Origin of the sequence: Rhodovulum imhoffii, assembly GCF_003046545.1 — a bacterium.
In the GTDB taxonomy this organism is placed as follows: Bacteria; Pseudomonadota; Alphaproteobacteria; order Rhodobacterales; family Rhodobacteraceae; genus Rhodovulum; species Rhodovulum imhoffii.
Map to the genome: position 1 here is coordinate 72,668 of NZ_QAAA01000005.1, position 15,242 is coordinate 87,909.

A 15,242-nucleotide genomic window follows, 5' to 3' on the forward strand; every position below is an offset into this window, starting at 1 on the left:
GGTTCTCAAATCCCCGGAGCCGTGCTTTACTTTCGGCAAAAGGGAGGAGTTCGATGACCGAGGTCTCGATGACCGTGAACGGCAAGGCCGTTTCCGGCCAGGTGGAAGGGCGTACCCTTCTGGTACAGTTCCTGCGCGAAACCCTTGGCCTGACAGGCACCCATGTCGGATGCGATACCAGCCAGTGCGGAACCTGCGTGATTCATGTGAACGGCAAGGCGGTGAAGTCCTGCACGATCTTCGCGCAGGAGGCCGATGGGGCGCAGATCACCACGATCGAAGGCATGGCGAATCCCGATGGGTCGCTGTCGCCGATTCAGAAGGCGTTTCAGGATTATCACGGTTTGCAATGCGGGTTCTGCACGCCGGGCATGGTGATGTCGGCGGCAGCACTTCTGGCGGAAAACCCCACACCCACTGAGGCCGAGATTCGCGCCTATCTGTCAGGCAATCTGTGCCGCTGTACGGGCTACCATAACATCGTGCGAGCGATCCTGGCGGCTTCGGGGCAGGGGGTGGCGGCTGAATAAGCCGCGTTTCAGGGAGGAAACGACATGCCCAAAGATCATGGTATTGGCGCCAGTTCCAAGCGGCGCGAGGACATACGGTTCCTGACCGGAAAGGGCCGGTACACCGATGACATCAACCTGCCCGGTCAGGCGCATGCCTGTTTTGTGCGCAGCCAGGTGGCGCATGGGCGGCTGAAGGGGGTCGACATATCGGCCGCGCAAAAGATGCCCGGTGTGATCCGGGTGTTCACGGCGATCGATCTGGAGGGAGTCGGCGGGCTGCCCTGCGGCTGGCAGGTGACAGACCGCCATGGTAACCCGATGCAGGAACCCGGGCACCCGGTTCTGGCCACCGGCAAGGTTCGCCATGTCGGCGATCCGATCGCCGTTGTCGTGGCAGAGACCCCTGAGCAAGCCCGAGATGCGGCAGAGGCCGTGCAGCCGGATATCGAGGAGCTTCCCCCGGTGCTCGATCTGCGCGGTGCGCTGGCGGAAGACGCTGTTAAAGTGCATGAAGAATTGTCATCAAACCTTTGTTATGACTGGGGTTTTGTTGAAAATAATCGTGAGGATGTCGACAAGGCCATTGCCACGGCCCATCACGTCACGACGCTGGATCTGGTGAACCAGCGCCTGATCCCCAACGCGATGGAACCGCGGGTTGCCATCGGAGATTTCAACCCGGCGACCGGGGACAGCACGCTTTATACCACGTCCCAGAACCCGCATGTAATCCGGTTGTTGATGGGCGCCTTCGTTCTGGGCATCCCGGAGCACAAGCTGCGTGTCGTCGCCCCCGATGTGGGGGGCGGGTTCGGGTCGAAGATCTTTCATTATGCCGAGGAAGCCTTCTGCACCTTCGCGGCCAAGGCTCTTGGTCGGCCGGTAAAGTGGACGTGCCAGCGCAGCGAAAGCTTCATGTCGGATGCGCATGGGCGCGATCATGTGACGAAGATCGAACTGGCACTGGACAAGAACGGCCGGTTTCTGGCCCTGCGCACGCAAACCCACGCCAATATGGGGGCCTATCTGTCGACTTTTGCGCCTTCGGTGCCGACATGGCTGCACGGGACGCTGATGGCAGGGAATTACCGCACGCCGCTGATCTACGTGAACGTCAAGGCCGTCTTCACCAACACCGTTCCGGTTGACGCCTATCGCGGCGCCGGACGTCCGGAGGCGACTTTCCAACTGGAGCGTGTCATCGACAAGGCCGCGCGCGAGATGGGGATAGATCCGATAGAATTGCGGCGGCGGAATTTCGTTACCGAGTTTCCGTATGCCACCCCGGTCGCGGTCGAGTACGATACCGGAGATTACCATGCCACGATGGACAAGCTGGTGGAGATTGCGGATTTCGCCGGGTTCGAGGCCCGTCGTGCGAAAAGTGCGGCACGGGGCAAGCTGCGCGGTCTTGGCGTGAATTGTTATATCGAGGCCTGCGGTATCGCCCCAAGCCATCTCGTCGGCCAGTTGGGGGCCCGGGCGGGGCTTTACGAGGCCGCGACCGTGCGCGTCAATGCGACCGGAGGGCTGGTGGTGATGACCGGCAGTCATTCCCACGGGCAGGGGCATGAAACCAGTTTTGCGCAAGTGGTCGCGGACATGATCGGCCTTGATGAAAACATGGTGGAGATTGTTCATGGCGATACCGCCAATACGCCGATGGGCATGGGCACCTATGGCTCGCGCAGTCTGGCTGTCGGCGGCAGTGCCATCGTGCGCGCCACGGAAAAGATCATCGCCAAGGCGAAGAAGATCGCCGCCCACCTGATGGAAGCCGCGCCGGAAGACATCGAGTTGAAAAACGGTGCCTTTAGCGTCGCGGGCACGGACAAGTCCGTGGCCTGGGGCGATGTGACGCTGGCGGCTTACGTGCCCCACAACTATCCGCTGGAGGAGATCGAGCCGGGGCTGGAGGAGACGGCCTTTTACGATCCCAACAACTTCACCTTCCCCGCCGGGGCCTATGCCTGCGAGGTGGAAGTGGACCCGGAGACCGGCAAGGTGGAGGTATGCTCCTTCGTCGCCACGGATGATTTCGGCACGATCGTCAATCCGATGATCGTCGACGGGCAGGTTCATGGCGGGATCGCGCAAGGGTTGGGCCAGGCGCTTCTGGAACGGGCGGTCTATGACGAGTACGGGCAGCTTCTGTCTGGCTCTTACATGGATTACGCGATGCCGCGCGCGGACGATTTGCCTTCGTTCACGGTGGACCATTCCTGCCAGACGCCCTGTACCCACAACCCGCTGGGTGTCAAAGGCTGCGGAGAGGCCGGTGCCATCGGCAGCCCGCCCGCGCTGGTCAATGCGGTGGTCGATGCCCTGAATCGGGGCGGCTATGAACATATTACCCATATCGACATGCCGTTGACGCCATCGCGCGTGTGGGCGGCGATGCGCTGAAAGGGAGGCCACGCAATGTACAGTTTCGACCTTGACCGTCCCGTCACGCTGGAGGCCGCGCTGGCCGCCCTGAAGGCTGAGGATGCCCAGCCTCTGGGTGGCGGACAGACGTTGATCCCCGCGCTCAAGCAGCGGTTGGCGGCACCGTCACGGCTTGTCAGTCTGGCCGCGATCCCGGATCTCTGCGGCATCGATCTGGAGGGAGAAACCCTGACCATCGGGGCGGCGACGCCCCACGCGATGGTGGCCGGGCAGGCCGGGGCATACCCCGCATTGGCCGCGCTGGCCGGGGGAATCGGCGATCCGGCGGTGCGCAACCGGGGGACCATCGGCGGCAGCCTCGCCAATAACGATCCGTCGGCCTGTTATCCGGCGGCGGTCCTGGGGTCCGGTGCGGTGATCTGCACCAATATCCGCGAAATCGCGGCGGACGACTTTTTCGAAGGGATGTTTGCAACTGCGCTGGAGGACGGCGAAATCATTATCCGGGTTCGTTTCCCGGTGCCGCAGGCGGCCTGTTACAGGAAGTTCGACCACCCGGCGTCCCGTTTCGCCCTGGCCGGAGCTTTCGTCGCACGGTTTCCGGGATCGGTCCGCGTCGCGATCACCGGCGTTTCCGAAGAGGGTGTTTTCCGCTGGTCCGAAGCCGAGGCGGCGCTGAGCGCCCGATTTGCGCCCGATGCGCTGGAGGGGGTATCCCTTCCACCCGAAGGCATGATCGAGGATCTTCACGGCTCATCGGCCTATCGCGCCCATCTGGCCGGGGTGATGACCCGCCGCGCGGTGGCCGCCATGGTCTGAGAGTCCCCCGGTGCGAGGCCGGGGGACTGGAAATCTCACTTGGTCAGCGGACCGATCATCATGATCATCTGCCGCCCTTCCATCTTGGGCATGTTCTCGACCTTCCCGATCTCCTTCACGTCTTCGGCGACGCGTTCCAGGAGTTCCCGGCCAAGGCCCTGATGGGCCATCTCCCGCCCGCGAAAGCGCAGGGTGACTTTGACCTTGTCACCCTTTTCAAGGAACTTCACGACGTTGCGCATCTTGACATCGTAGTCGTGCGTATCGGTGTTGGGCCGGAATTTCACTTCCTTGACCTCGATCACCTTCTGTTTCTTGCGGGCTTCGGATTCACGCTTTTGCTGTTCGTACTTGAACTTGCCGAAGTCCATGATCTTGCAAACCGGGGGCGTGGCGTTGGGCGAAATCTCGACCAGGTCAAGCCCGGCCTGGCTGGCCAGTTCCATGGCGTGTGTGGGGCTGACTAGGCCGATATTTTCGCCATCGGCACCGATAAGTCTGATCTCCGGGGCCCGGATTCGTTCGTTTATACGGGGGCCGGTATCGCGCGTCGGGGGCGCGTTGTGCGGTCTGCGGGCTATGGTGTTGTTCCTTTTTGCCGTGAAACTTGAGAGTGAAGGCAAATTACCCGCGGGTTTATGTTGTTTCAAGCCGCTTTCGAGGTTGCTTTTGGCAAAGACCTGCCATTTATGAAAGCGTGCATTTGCACTTCGGGAGGTGTAAGAGGATGCTGTCCCGGGAGCGTGCAGAAGCCGCATAGGAGATTAGTATGAAAAAGACCGTTATCACCATCGCCATTCTCGCTGCGATCGGGGTGGGTGGATACGCGTATTACAAGTCACAAGTCGTTGCGCCGCAAGCCGATGTCACCGAATCGGCGACTGAAGCCATGTCCGACACCACGCAGGCCGCAACCGATTCTGCCGATACTGCGGCCGATGCCGCCGGTGAGGCCGCTGAAGCGGCTGCCGAGGAAGGCAAGTCGATGATGGAGACCGCAACCGACGCCGTGAAAGAGGCTGCGGATCAGGCGCAGGATACTGCGGCCGGGGCTGTCGATGCCGCCAAGGACGCGGCCACCGATGCTGTCGATGCCGCCAAGGATGCGGCTGCGGATGCGGTCGACGCCGCCAGCGATGCGGTTGAAGGTGCCGCAGATGCCGCGACGGATGCTGTTTCCGATACGGCCGCTGCTGTGGAAGAAGCCGTCAGCGACATGACCGGCGGGACGGAACAAGCCGCCGAAGCCGCCGGAGAAGAGGTCGTCGGCGAAGCCGCGGAAGCTGCTGGCGAGGCTGCGGAAGCCGCTGCCGACGGTGCCTCCGGCATGGGTGCGTTGCTCTCGCCTGAGGGGTTCGACGCGGACAAGGTTATCGCCATGATCCAGGACAGCGCCCTTGATCAGGCGCAGAAGCTGGGTCTCGCACAGGCTGTGGAGCAGGCCCGCAATAACCCCGACCTCATCGGTGCGGTGATTGAACAGGTCAAGGGCGCGCTGGGGATGTAATCCTGCGCGATGGTGGACTTTTTCCACCGATCCCGCCAGTCTGAAACCGCGCCTTGGGGCGCGGTTTTTTCTTGTATGGGGGCGGCATGATCGGGCGCGTCATCGAAACCGGGGCCTGCCTGGCCGAGGGCTGCGCATGGCTTTCGCAGGTGGAACCACTTTTTGCCGATGCACTGCGGCAAACCGGGCCGCTTCCGCTGCGCCGCCGCCCAGATGGGTTTGAGGCGCTTTTTGGCGCAATTGTCAGTCAGCAGGTCTCGACCGCTGCGGCGGAGGCCATTTGGAGCCGGTTGCAGGCGGCGGGCCTGACGGAACCGCAGGCGGTTCTGGACGCAGATGAAGCCACCTTGCGGGCCGCCGGGCTCAGCCGGCAGAAGGTGCGCTATGGCAAGGCGCTGGCCGGGGCCGGGATTGACTATCGGACTCTGCGCGAGGCTCCGGATGAGGCGGTCGTTGAAACGCTTGTCGCGGTTCCGGGAATCGGGCGCTGGACCGCAGAGATTTACGCGATGTTTTCGTTGGGCCGGGCGGATGTGTTCGCGCCGGGCGACCTCGCCCTGCAAGAGGCCGCGCGACTTTTGTTCAACCTGTCAGAGCGTCCCAAGGAGCGTGCCTTGCGGCAGATGGCACAGGCATGGTCCCCATGGCGGGCCGTTGCAGCCAACGTGCTTTGGGCCTACTACCGGGTGGAAAAGAACCGGGAGGGCATTCGATGACGCGGGTATTGAAGTACGGGCGACGCGGCGCGGCGCGAGGGCAGGCGGAATCTCTGGTGGTGTTCCTGCATGGATACGGTGCGAACGGGGCCGATCTGCTGGGGCTTGCCGACCCATTGGCACCGCACATGCCGGGCACGGCCTTCATCGCCCCCGATGCGCCGGAAAACTGTGCGGGGGCGCCCTTTGGCTTCCAGTGGTTTCCGATCCCGTGGATCGACGGGTCTTCCGAAGAAGACGCCGAAGCCGGGATGCGCCGCGCCGTCGATGACCTGAACGCCTTCTTGGGCGAACTGCTGGACGAAGAGGGGCTGACGCCGCAAAGGGCGATCCTGTTCGGGTTTTCGCAGGGTACGATGATGGCGCTGCATGTGGCGCCGCGCCATATGCCCGAATTCGGCGGGATCGTGGGGTTTTCCGGCCGTCTTCTGACCCCGGAGGCTCTGGCGGAGGAGACCGTTTCCAGACCGCCCGTTCTTCTTGTGCATGGCGATGCGGATGAGGTCGTGCCCGTAACCTCTCTGCCCGAGGCGGGGGAAGCCCTGACAGGAGCGGGGTTCGATGTTTATGCCCATGTCATGAAAGGCACCGGCCACGGTATCGCCCCTGACGGGCTGAGCGTTGCGCTGGCCTTCATGCAGGAGCAGTTGAAGCTGCCGCGCTGATCCCATCGCGACGCGGTTTTCACGTATCTGTCACGCTTTTGCCATCCATGTTTGACATGCCCACCGCATATGTGGGCTTGTCATGGCACATACGCCATATATAGTCAGCATAAGCTGGGGCGGGTGCGTCCCGTCCCCGGGCCCCCGAGGGCCGTCAGGGCGGATGCGGAGTCGCGCAAGATGGATGGTAATTTCAGGACCAGTTTCGTAAGGGAGCCTTCAGGGCTGAAACACCACCCCGCGCTCGTTCTCAACGCCGACTACCGCCCGCTGTCCTACTACCCACTTTCCCTTTGGCCCTGGCAGGAGGCTGTGAAAGCCGCCTTCCTGGACCGGGTCGATATCGTCGCGGAATACGATCAGGTCGTGCGAAGCCCGTCGATGGAAATCCGAATACCGTCGGTCGTGGTTCTGAAAGACTACGTGAAACTGCAAAAGCGCGTGGCCTTCACGCGCTTTAATCTTTTCCTCAGGGATGAGTTTTCCTGCCAGTATTGTGGCGCGACGGGGGACCTGACCTTCGATCATGTCGTGCCACGTGCCCGCGGTGGCGTGACAAGCTGGGAAAATGTCGTGGCGGCCTGTTCGCGCTGCAACCTCAAGAAAGGATCGAAAAGTCTGCGGCAGGCGGGGATGGCCTTGCGCAAGCCGCCGCGCCAGCCCGGCGCCGAGGAGTTGCGCAACATGGGCCGCAAGTTTCCCCCCAACTACCTGCATGCGAGCTGGATGGATTTTCTCTACTGGGATGCGGAACTCGAAGCCTGAGACCTTGCGTACCGTTGCACCCGTTTAGGGGCGTGATAGACAGGATCCCGGCAAACGGGAACATGTCGATGGAGACTTATGTCCAGCCTGTCGGGCCGTTCGATCTTGTGGTTTTCGGCGCTACCGGCGACCTGGCGCAGCGCAAGGTGCTGCCGGCGCTTTATCGGCGGTTTCGCGCGGGGCAGATTTCCGAAAGCGCACAGATAATTGGGGCCGCGCGCGCGCAAATGGACGCCCCGGCCTTTCGTGCGCAAGTGGCCGGGGGAATTGCCGCCCATGTCCCGGCGGACCAGCAGGATGCAGACAGCCTTGCGCGGTTTCTGGGCCGGGTTTTTTTCTGCCCGATCGACGCAAGCAGTGACCGGGGCTGGAAAGCCCTGGTCACCCGGATTCGTCCGGCGGTGGGGCATGTTTATTATTTCTCTGTCGGGCCGGAGCTGTTCGGCGACCTTGCCAGACAGCTTTACGCCCACGGCATTGCGGACCCCGCCTGCCGGATCGTGGTGGAAAAGCCTTTCGGCCACGACCTTGCCAGCGCCCGCCAGTTGAACGCGACGCTTGCCCGGCATTTCGAGGAACGCCAGATCTTCCGTATCGATCACTATCTGGGCAAGGAGACGGTGCAGAATCTGATGGCCGTGCGCTTTGGCAACATGCTGTTCGAGCCGCTGTGGAAGGCCCAGTACGTGGATCATATCCAGATCACCGTCGCCGAATCCGGCGGTGTCGCCGGGCGTGGGGACTATTATGACCGCGCCGGCGCGATGCGGGACATGGTACAAAACCACATGATGCAGCTTTTGTGCCTGATCGCGATGGAGCCTCCCCATTGTTTCGATGCCGATGCGCTGCGCGATGAGAAGCTCAAGGTCATCCGCGCCCTGGAACCGGTACAGCCCGGCGACATCGTGCGGGGGCAATATACCGCCGGTGAGAGGCCGGGATACGCGGAGGATGCGGCTGTCGGCAACAGCGATACGGAAAGCTTCATCGCGTTGAAAGTGAAGATCTCCAACTGGCGGTGGAAGGGGACGCCATTTTACCTGCGCACGGGCAAACGGCTGAAGGCCCGCAGTTCCGAAGTCGCGATCACGTTCAGGGATCCGCCGCATTCGATCTTCGGAAAACAGCCCGGGCAGCGGTCGAACGTCCTTGTTATACGCCTGCAACCCAATGAAGGCATCAAGCTGAAGGTAACCGTCAAGGAGCCCGGACCCGGTGGAATGCGCCTGGTCGAAGTTCCGCTGGACATGTCTTTTGCCCGGGCCCTGGGGTCTGCGCACGTTTTGCCGGATGCTTATGAACGGCTCATCATGGACCTTTTGCGCGGCGATCAGACGCTGTTCATGCGGGGCGATGAGGTCGAGGCCGCCTGGGCCTGGACCGACCCGGTGATCGCGGCATGGCAGGACGGTCCGGCCCCGGACCTCTACGCGCCCGGCTCTGCCGGCCCGGAGGCCGCGATGGAATTGATGCGCCGTGACCGGCGCCGCTGGCGGGAGATCAAACCATGAAGCTGATCGAATACGCAGATTCCGAAATGCTGACGATCAACCTTGCCAATATCGTGGCGGGGGAGTTGACCACGGCCCTGTCCCATGGGCACTGGGCCAGCCTTGCGGTCCCGGGCGGGCAGACACCGGGGCCGTTTTTCGACGATCTTTGCGGTGTCACGCTCGATTGGGACAGGGTGCGCATCCTGCCCACCGATGAGCGTCTCGTTCCCCCCGGCGATCCGCGTTCCAACGAAGGGCTTGTGCGCCGTCGTCTGTTGACAGGCCATGCAGAAAAGGCGTGTTTTATCGGTTTGCGACCGGGGGCGGACGGCATGATGGGGGTCAACGACCGGGTCGCGCGTTATCTGCCGCTTTCCGTACTGGTGCTGGGTATGGGGGAGGACGGCCATGTGGCCTCGCTCTTTCCCGGTGCGGACGACCTGGAATTCGCTCTGGCGCCGGAGGCGCCGCCGGTCGTGGAAACCCGCCCCCCCCGACCGGGACCCGCACGCGTCAGCCTTTCGGGGCCGGTACTGCGCGGGGCGCTTTCGACGCATGTTCTGATCCTTGGGCAGAACAAGCGGGAGGCCCTTGTGCGCGCGGATCTTCTTTCCGACCCTTTGCAGGCCCCGGTACTTGCCGTATTGAAAGACGCGACCGTGCATTGGGCCAGGGCATAAATTTGAAGCGGGATGGTTTGAAAGATATATGGAAGGCGCTTGACCGGCACGTGACCGATATGCGGTCTCGTCCGATCCTGGCGCTTTTCGACGACGCTGACCGTATGGCGGATTTTTCCGCCCGCGCGGGGGATATTCATCTCGATTTTTCGAAAACGAACCTGGATCGGTCCGCGCTTGACCTGTTGCTCGCCTTGGCAGAGGGCGCGGATGTTGCCGGCCGGCGTGAGGCCATGTTCGCGGGGGAGGCCATAAACATCACCGAGGGGCGCCCGGCGCTGCATGTCGCGCTGCGGCAGGAAAAGGGGGCGCTGTCCCTTGCGGGACAGGATATATTTCCCGGAATCCGCGAAACCCGCCAACGAATGGCAGGGTTCGCCGATGATGTGCGCGGGGGGCGGATTACGGGGCAGGGCGGCCCGGTCACAGATATCGTCAATATCGGGATCGGGGGGTCGGATCTCGGCCCGGCGATGGCCCGCGCAGCATTGGCCCCCTATGCGGACGGCCCGCGCTGTCATTTTGTTTCCAACATCGACGGGGCACAGATCCATGATACGCTTGCGGGGCTGAACCCGGAAACGACGCTTCTGATCCTTGCCTCGAAAACCTTTACCACGCTTGAAACCATGACCAACGCGCGGACCGCTCTGCGTTGGATGGGCGCGCGGGTGGCCGATCCGATGGCACAGGTCGTTGCCGTCACCGCCGCACCGGAGCGGGCTGCGCAGTTCGGTATTGCGCCGGCACATGTCTTCCCTTTCGAGGAGTGGGTCGGCGGGCGGTTTTCCGTCTGGGGGGCGATCGGGCTGAGCCTGATGATCGCGATCGGCCCGCGTCACTTCATGGCCTTTCTTGCCGGTGCGGCGGACATGGACGACCATTTTTGTACCGCCCCTCTGGCGCGGAACCTGCCGATCCTTCTGGCGCTGACGGGGATTTGGCACGCGCAGGTTTGTGGATATGCCACCCGCGCGGTGTTGCCATATGATCAGCGGCTTGCGCGGCTGCCCGCCTATCTTCAGCAGTTGGAGATGGAAAGCAACGGCAAGCGCGTGACGCTGTCCGGTCTGCCGGTGGCGCAGCCCACGGTTCCGGTCGTCTGGGGAGAGCCGGGGACCAACGGGCAGCATGCGTTCTTTCAGATGCTGCATCAGGGCACGCAGATCGTCCCGTGTGAGTTTCTTGTTGCCGCGCGCGGCCATGAGCCGGAGCTTGAGGAACATCACAGGCTTTTGGTATCTGCGGCGCTTGCGCAGGCGCGGGCCCTGATGCTGGGGCGGACGCTGGATGCCGCCCGTGCGGAAGTCGCGCAGGCAGGCGTTCCCGAGGCGGATCTGAACCGGCAGGCCCGCCACCGGGAGTGTCCGGGCAACCGGCCTTCGGTGATACTGCTTTATCCACAACTGACCCCTGGGGTTCTTGGTCAGATTATCGCGCTTTATGAACACCGGGTGTTCGTGGAGGCGGCGATCCTGGATATCAACCCGTTCGATCAGTGGGGGGTGGAACTTGGCAAGGCGCTGGCACGTGAAATCATGCCGGTTCTGGAAACCGGGGTGGGGGGGGCACAGCTTGATCCCTCCACCCAGAGGATGATCGGAATCCTTCGCAAGCTTTAGTCGCGCTGGGTATTTTCGGGAAAACGGGCTGGAGCGGGTGAAGGGAATCGAACCCTCGTCTTAAGCTTGGGAAGCTCCTGCTCTACCATTGAGCTACACCCGCCTGGCACGCATCAGGTAATGAAACCGCCGCGTGGCGTCAAGCGCCAAAAAGCTGTGATTTTCACCCGCGCCGCCTGCGTCTGCGTCCGCCCTCTGTATGGGCGGAATTGAAGCTTATCTGTGGCAGTTGCACGTCCCTGGCCAGTTCGGGGAACGGGTCGCTGGCATGGGGCAGGGCGTTTGCGGCAACGAAATGTTCCTGGAAACGGGGTTCCATGGCCGTTTCCACCTTGGTGATCCCGCGCACGATGGCTTCGATGTCGCGCCGGGCCATACGGTTGCACAGCGCAATGCGCGCCCCGGTACCTGCCGCGTTCCCGGCAGATGTAACCCTGGCCAGCGGGACATCGGGTATCATGCCAAGAACCATCGCGTGTTTCGGACTGATATGGGCCCCGAAGGCCCCGGCAAGTACCACCCGATCCACCTTGTCCACGCCCCGTTTGTCCATCAACAGTCGCGCCCCGGCATACAGGGCCGATTTCGCAAGCTGGATGGCGCGAATATCGCCTTGCGTAACGGCGATGCGCTGGTCTTCCGTTTCAAACAGCACGTAGGAATGTGTGCGCCCTTCGGGCCGGCAACGGGGGGTGCCTGTCTGCGCCGCGGACCCGATCAGGCCGGAGCTGTCCACCAGCCCGGCCATGCGCATCTCGGCCACGGCCTCGATGATGCCGGAGCCACAGATACCGGTGATGCCGGTCTCGGCCATGGCCTCGGCGAAGCCCGGTTCGTCGGACCACGATTCACATCCGATGACGCGAAAGCGGGGTTCCTTGGTGATGGGGTCGATTCGCACGCGCTCTATCGCGCCGGGGGCGGCACGCTGGCCGCTGCTGATCTGGGCCCCCTCGAAGGCCGGGCCGGTCGGGGAGGAACATGCAAGAACACCCTGCCGGTCCCCCAGAAGGATTTCGGCATTGGTGCCGACATCGACGATGAGCACGAGATCTTCCGATGTCTGGGGCGACTCGCTCAGGGCCACTGCGGCCGCATCCGCCCCCACATGGCCGGCAATACAGGGCAGGATGTAGACACGGGCGGCGGAATTGAGGGCGCTCAGCCCCAGATGCGCCGCGTCAAGAGACAGGGCGCCGGATACCGTCAGCGCAAAGGGTGCCTGTCCCAGTTCCACCGGGTTCAGCCCCAGAAGAAGATGGTGCATCACCGGGTTGCAGACCAACGTCGCTTCGACCACTGCGCGGGGGTCGGTGCCGGTCTGGTCGATGATGTCGCGGGCCAATCCGTTCAGGGCCTCGCGCACGGCGCGGGTCATCTCCCGCGCGCCGCCGGGGTTCATCATCGCGTAGGAAACACGGCTCATCAGGTCTTCGCCGAAACGGATCTGGGGGTTCATTGCTCCGGTCGAGGCCAGAACCTTCCCCGATGAGAGATCCGTCAGATGTGCCGCGATCGTGGTGGAGCCAAGGTCAATCGCCAGCCCGTAAAGACCGCCATCGTAAAATCCGGGCCAGATCTCCAGCACGCGCGGGGGCGTGCCTTCGGGCTGATGCAAGGCAAGCGTCACCTGCCAGCCCCCGGTGCGCAGAGCCTCTTGCAGACGGGACAGAACGGGTAGGGGGGCTGTCGCGGCGGATACGTTCCATTGGGCCTTCAGCGCGGCGTTGAGTCGCTCCATGTCGCCGCTCGGCTCATGCATGTCCGGGCGGGCGACCTCTACCATCAGGGCTCGGGTGGCTGGGTCCATCACGATGGGGCGCGCATCCGCGGCCTTGCGGATTACCTGCCTGTGGACCTGGCTTTCGGGGGGGATGTCGATCACCACATCGCACAGAATCTCGGCTTGGCAGCCCAGACGCCGCCCGGCCTTGAGACCACGTTTTTCGTCGTATCGCTGTTCGACGGCATTGAAACAGGACAGTGCATCCTCCGCCACGATGACGCCATGCTTGTCGAAGCGGCCGAAGGCCGGTTGCACCTGGCATTTGGAACAGATCCCGCGCCCGCCGCAGACGCTGTCCAGGTCGACGCCAAGGCTGCGTGCGGCATCCAGAATCCGTGTGCCGCGCGGAACCCGGCCTCGTTTGCCGGACGGGGTAAAAATCACCAACGGATCAGTCTGTTGCATGGAAACCTCTTGCTGCGCCCGGCGGTGAAGGTAACGCTACACGCGCACAAGAAAAACCCCCGCCGGAAAACCGGCGGGGGTATAAAAGCCCGGTTGCGATTAACGACCGACCTGGCTGAACCTTGTGCGCCGGTCTTCGGACGTTGCTCCAAGCCAGCCGGCAATCACTTTCGATACATGTTCGACGATGCGCTTGCGCTGGGTGATGCCGCGGGATTCCGCCTCAACCGCACGGGCGCCGGTCAGCGCCACGAGGTCTGCCTGGATCATCTCGGGCTCGGTCAGCGGGTTGCCGCGCGAGTCGAACACCTGTGCCGTGAAGCTGATGTTGTGCACACCGCCCCAGTTCTGACCGTACCGCGCCGCTTTGGTGAGGGCGTGGAATTCCTTTTGTACGATCACAAGCTTGACCGGCTGACTCCCCCGAAGACCGGCCACGCCCTTTTTGGCGGCCTCGGTCATGATCGTGTCAACCTGGGCATGCCGGGTGCTGTTCCCAAGGGGTTCTTCCTGCCAGATGATGTCGTAATTCGGGGTCAGACTGTTTTCTTCCGACGTCGTCAGGCTGTCGGGAACCTGAACGTCAACGGACGTAAACCGCCAGTTTTTGGATACCGAAGAGCTCACCGATGTATCGTAATTGGTTTGCCAGGATCCTGCGCAACCAGCAACAAGTAAAACACCAGCCAAGGCGAAGGCCTTGCTCTTGATAAAGGCCACCATGTTCTGAGTCTCCCACTCTCTCAATTTCCGTCACACCAAAATCTGATGATTGGCGTTCCTCCAAGAATAATTCGTTGTGCCAGCAAAAGCATCAAGTTTTCAAGAATTTTTATCGTTCACACCTGAAATAGGCCCCCGGGCACCATTCAGGAATGAAAATTCAAGAGTGATACACTTTCAGATTGCGCTTTCTAACCTCTGCGACGCCGGCGTCCGCCGCGCCCGCCGCCTGCGGCGCTGGCGGCCCGGGAGGCCTCCGGAAAGGGTGTTCCCGTCGCAATGGCGTCCAGGATACGGCTGAAGCCGATCCAGCTTCCGCCGTTCGGATCGTGGTTCATCAGCAGGTTCGCGGCGCGTATGGCTTCCATTTCGACCGGTCGGCAAGGGTTCATGATGGCACTGGTCATGCCGGCACCGATGGCCATTGGCAGGAACGCGGCGTTTATGCCGTGCCGGTTGGGCAGGCCAAAGCTGACATTGGATGCTCCACAGGTGGTGTTCACGCCCAGTTCTTCACGCAGACGGCGGACAAGGGCAAAGACCTGTTGACCGGCGCTGGCCATCGCGCCCACGGGCATGACCAGGGGGTCCACAACGATGTCATGGGCGGGGATTCCGTGATCGGCGGCCCGTTCGACGATCTTTCTGGCCACGGCAAAGCGCACATCCGGATCTTCGGAAATTCCGGTGTCGTCGTTGGAGATGGCCACCACGGGCACATTGTATTTCTTGACCAGCGGCAGGATCGCTTCCATGCGATCCTCCTCCCCGGTCACGGAGTTGACCAGCGGGCGCCCCTGTGCGATCCCCAGCCCGGCCTCCAATGCCGCGGGGACAGAGCTGTCGATGCAAAGCGGCACGTCGGTCAGGTCCTGCACCAGTTCGATCATCCGCCGCATCAGGGGTGGTTCGGTCTCGTTCGGGTTGGGGTTGGAATTGTAGACAACGCCCGCGTTCACATCCAATACCATCGCCCCGCAGGCAACCTGTTCCAGCGTGTCCTTCTCGACGGTGGAAAAATCCCCGGCTTCAAGTTCCGCCGCCAGTTTCTTGCGGCCGGTGGGGTTGATGCGCTCGCCGATCACGCAGAACGGTTCGTCAAATCCGATGGTGACGGTCTTGGAGCGGGATTCAAGCACGGTGCGGGTCATGGGACTC

Annotated in this window: 14 protein-coding genes and 1 tRNA gene; 10 read left to right on the forward strand and 5 right to left on the reverse strand. The window is 62.6% G+C overall.

Annotated features, from left to right (window positions below; genetic code table 11):
• Nucleotides 1-53 precede the first annotated feature (53 nt).
• Genes C8N32_RS05730 through C8N32_RS05740 form a run of 3 tightly spaced genes read left to right on the forward strand, consistent with a single transcriptional unit; the run spans nt 54 to nt 3,719 of the window.
• Nucleotides 54-530, forward strand: a complete 477-nt coding sequence (locus C8N32_RS05730) for a (2Fe-2S)-binding protein (protein ID WP_107891525.1) — start codon at nt 54-56, stop codon at nt 528-530.
• A 24-nt stretch (nt 531-554) separates the two neighbouring features.
• Nucleotides 555-2,918 carry a xanthine dehydrogenase family protein molybdopterin-binding subunit gene (locus C8N32_RS05735; protein ID WP_107891526.1) on the forward strand — a complete coding sequence of 788 codons (2,364 nt, stop codon included), beginning with the start codon at nt 555-557 and terminating at the stop codon, nt 2,916-2,918.
• Between the two features lie 15 nt (nt 2,919-2,933).
• On the forward strand, nt 2,934-3,719 hold the full coding sequence (locus C8N32_RS05740) for an FAD binding domain-containing protein (RefSeq protein ID WP_107891527.1): 786 nt from the start codon (nt 2,934-2,936) through the stop codon (nt 3,717-3,719).
• A gap of 35 nt (nt 3,720-3,754) precedes the next feature.
• Here C8N32_RS05740 and infC read toward each other — a convergent pair whose 3' ends face one another.
• Nucleotides 3,755-4,477: a translation initiation factor IF-3 gene (gene infC / locus C8N32_RS05745; RefSeq protein ID WP_107891528.1), complete on the reverse strand. Its 723-nt coding sequence runs from the start codon at nt 4,475-4,477 to the stop codon at nt 3,755-3,757.
• Nucleotides 4,478-4,488: 11 nt separating this feature from the next.
• On the opposite strand from infC, the gene C8N32_RS05750 reads away from it, so the two are divergent.
• The 7 genes from C8N32_RS05750 to pgi all read left to right on the forward strand — a co-directional run bounded on the left by C8N32_RS05750 (nt 4,489) and on the right by pgi (nt 11,170).
• Nucleotides 4,489-5,226, forward strand: coding sequence for a hypothetical protein (locus C8N32_RS05750; RefSeq protein WP_107891529.1), 738 nt, complete (start codon nt 4,489-4,491; stop codon nt 5,224-5,226).
• 86 nt (nt 5,227-5,312) lie between these two features.
• A complete protein-coding gene (locus tag C8N32_RS05755; RefSeq protein ID WP_107891639.1) occupies nt 5,313-5,942 on the forward strand; it encodes a DNA-3-methyladenine glycosylase family protein in 630 nt (209 codons plus the stop codon).
• Nucleotides 5,939-6,607 (forward strand): alpha/beta hydrolase, encoded by a 669-nt coding sequence (locus C8N32_RS05760; RefSeq protein WP_107891530.1) that lies wholly within the window; start codon nt 5,939-5,941, stop codon nt 6,605-6,607. Before C8N32_RS05755 ends, C8N32_RS05760 begins: the two co-directional genes overlap by 4 nt.
• Nucleotides 6,608-6,787: 180 nt before the next feature.
• The gene (locus C8N32_RS05765; RefSeq protein WP_107891531.1) at nt 6,788-7,372 is read left to right on the forward strand and encodes an HNH endonuclease; all 585 of its coding nucleotides are present in this window, start codon (nt 6,788-6,790) and stop codon (nt 7,370-7,372) included.
• A 68-nt stretch (nt 7,373-7,440) separates the two neighbouring features.
• Entirely contained in the window at nt 7,441-8,886 is a 1,446-nt protein-coding gene (zwf, locus tag C8N32_RS05770) for a glucose-6-phosphate dehydrogenase (RefSeq protein WP_107891640.1), read from the forward strand.
• Entirely contained in the window at nt 8,883-9,548 is a 666-nt protein-coding gene (pgl, locus tag C8N32_RS05775) for a 6-phosphogluconolactonase (protein ID WP_107891532.1), read from the forward strand. The genes zwf and pgl overlap by 4 nt, the downstream gene beginning before the upstream one ends.
• A 17-nt stretch (nt 9,549-9,565) precedes the next feature.
• A complete protein-coding gene (pgi, locus tag C8N32_RS05780; protein WP_107891641.1) occupies nt 9,566-11,170 on the forward strand; it encodes a glucose-6-phosphate isomerase in 1,605 nt (534 codons plus the stop codon).
• A gap of 29 nt (nt 11,171-11,199) precedes the next feature.
• On the opposite strand, the gene C8N32_RS05785 is transcribed toward pgi, so the two are convergent.
• The 4 genes from C8N32_RS05785 to C8N32_RS05800 form a co-directional block, all read right to left on the reverse strand.
• Nucleotides 11,200-11,273, reverse strand: a tRNA-Gly gene (locus tag C8N32_RS05785).
• Between the two features lie 60 nt (nt 11,274-11,333).
• Nucleotides 11,334-13,361: an ASKHA domain-containing protein gene (locus C8N32_RS05790; protein WP_107891533.1), complete on the reverse strand. Its 2,028-nt coding sequence runs from the start codon at nt 13,359-13,361 to the stop codon at nt 11,334-11,336.
• 99 nt (nt 13,362-13,460) lie between these two features.
• Nucleotides 13,461-14,084 carry a DUF6778 family protein gene (locus C8N32_RS05795; protein ID WP_107891534.1) on the reverse strand — a complete coding sequence of 208 codons (624 nt, stop codon included), beginning with the start codon at nt 14,082-14,084 and terminating at the stop codon, nt 13,461-13,463.
• A 191-nt stretch (nt 14,085-14,275) separates the two neighbouring features.
• Nucleotides 14,276-15,235 (reverse strand): methyltetrahydrofolate cobalamin methyltransferase, encoded by a 960-nt coding sequence (locus C8N32_RS05800; RefSeq protein ID WP_107891535.1) that lies wholly within the window; start codon nt 15,233-15,235, stop codon nt 14,276-14,278.
• Between the last annotated feature and the right edge of the window lie 7 nt (nt 15,236-15,242).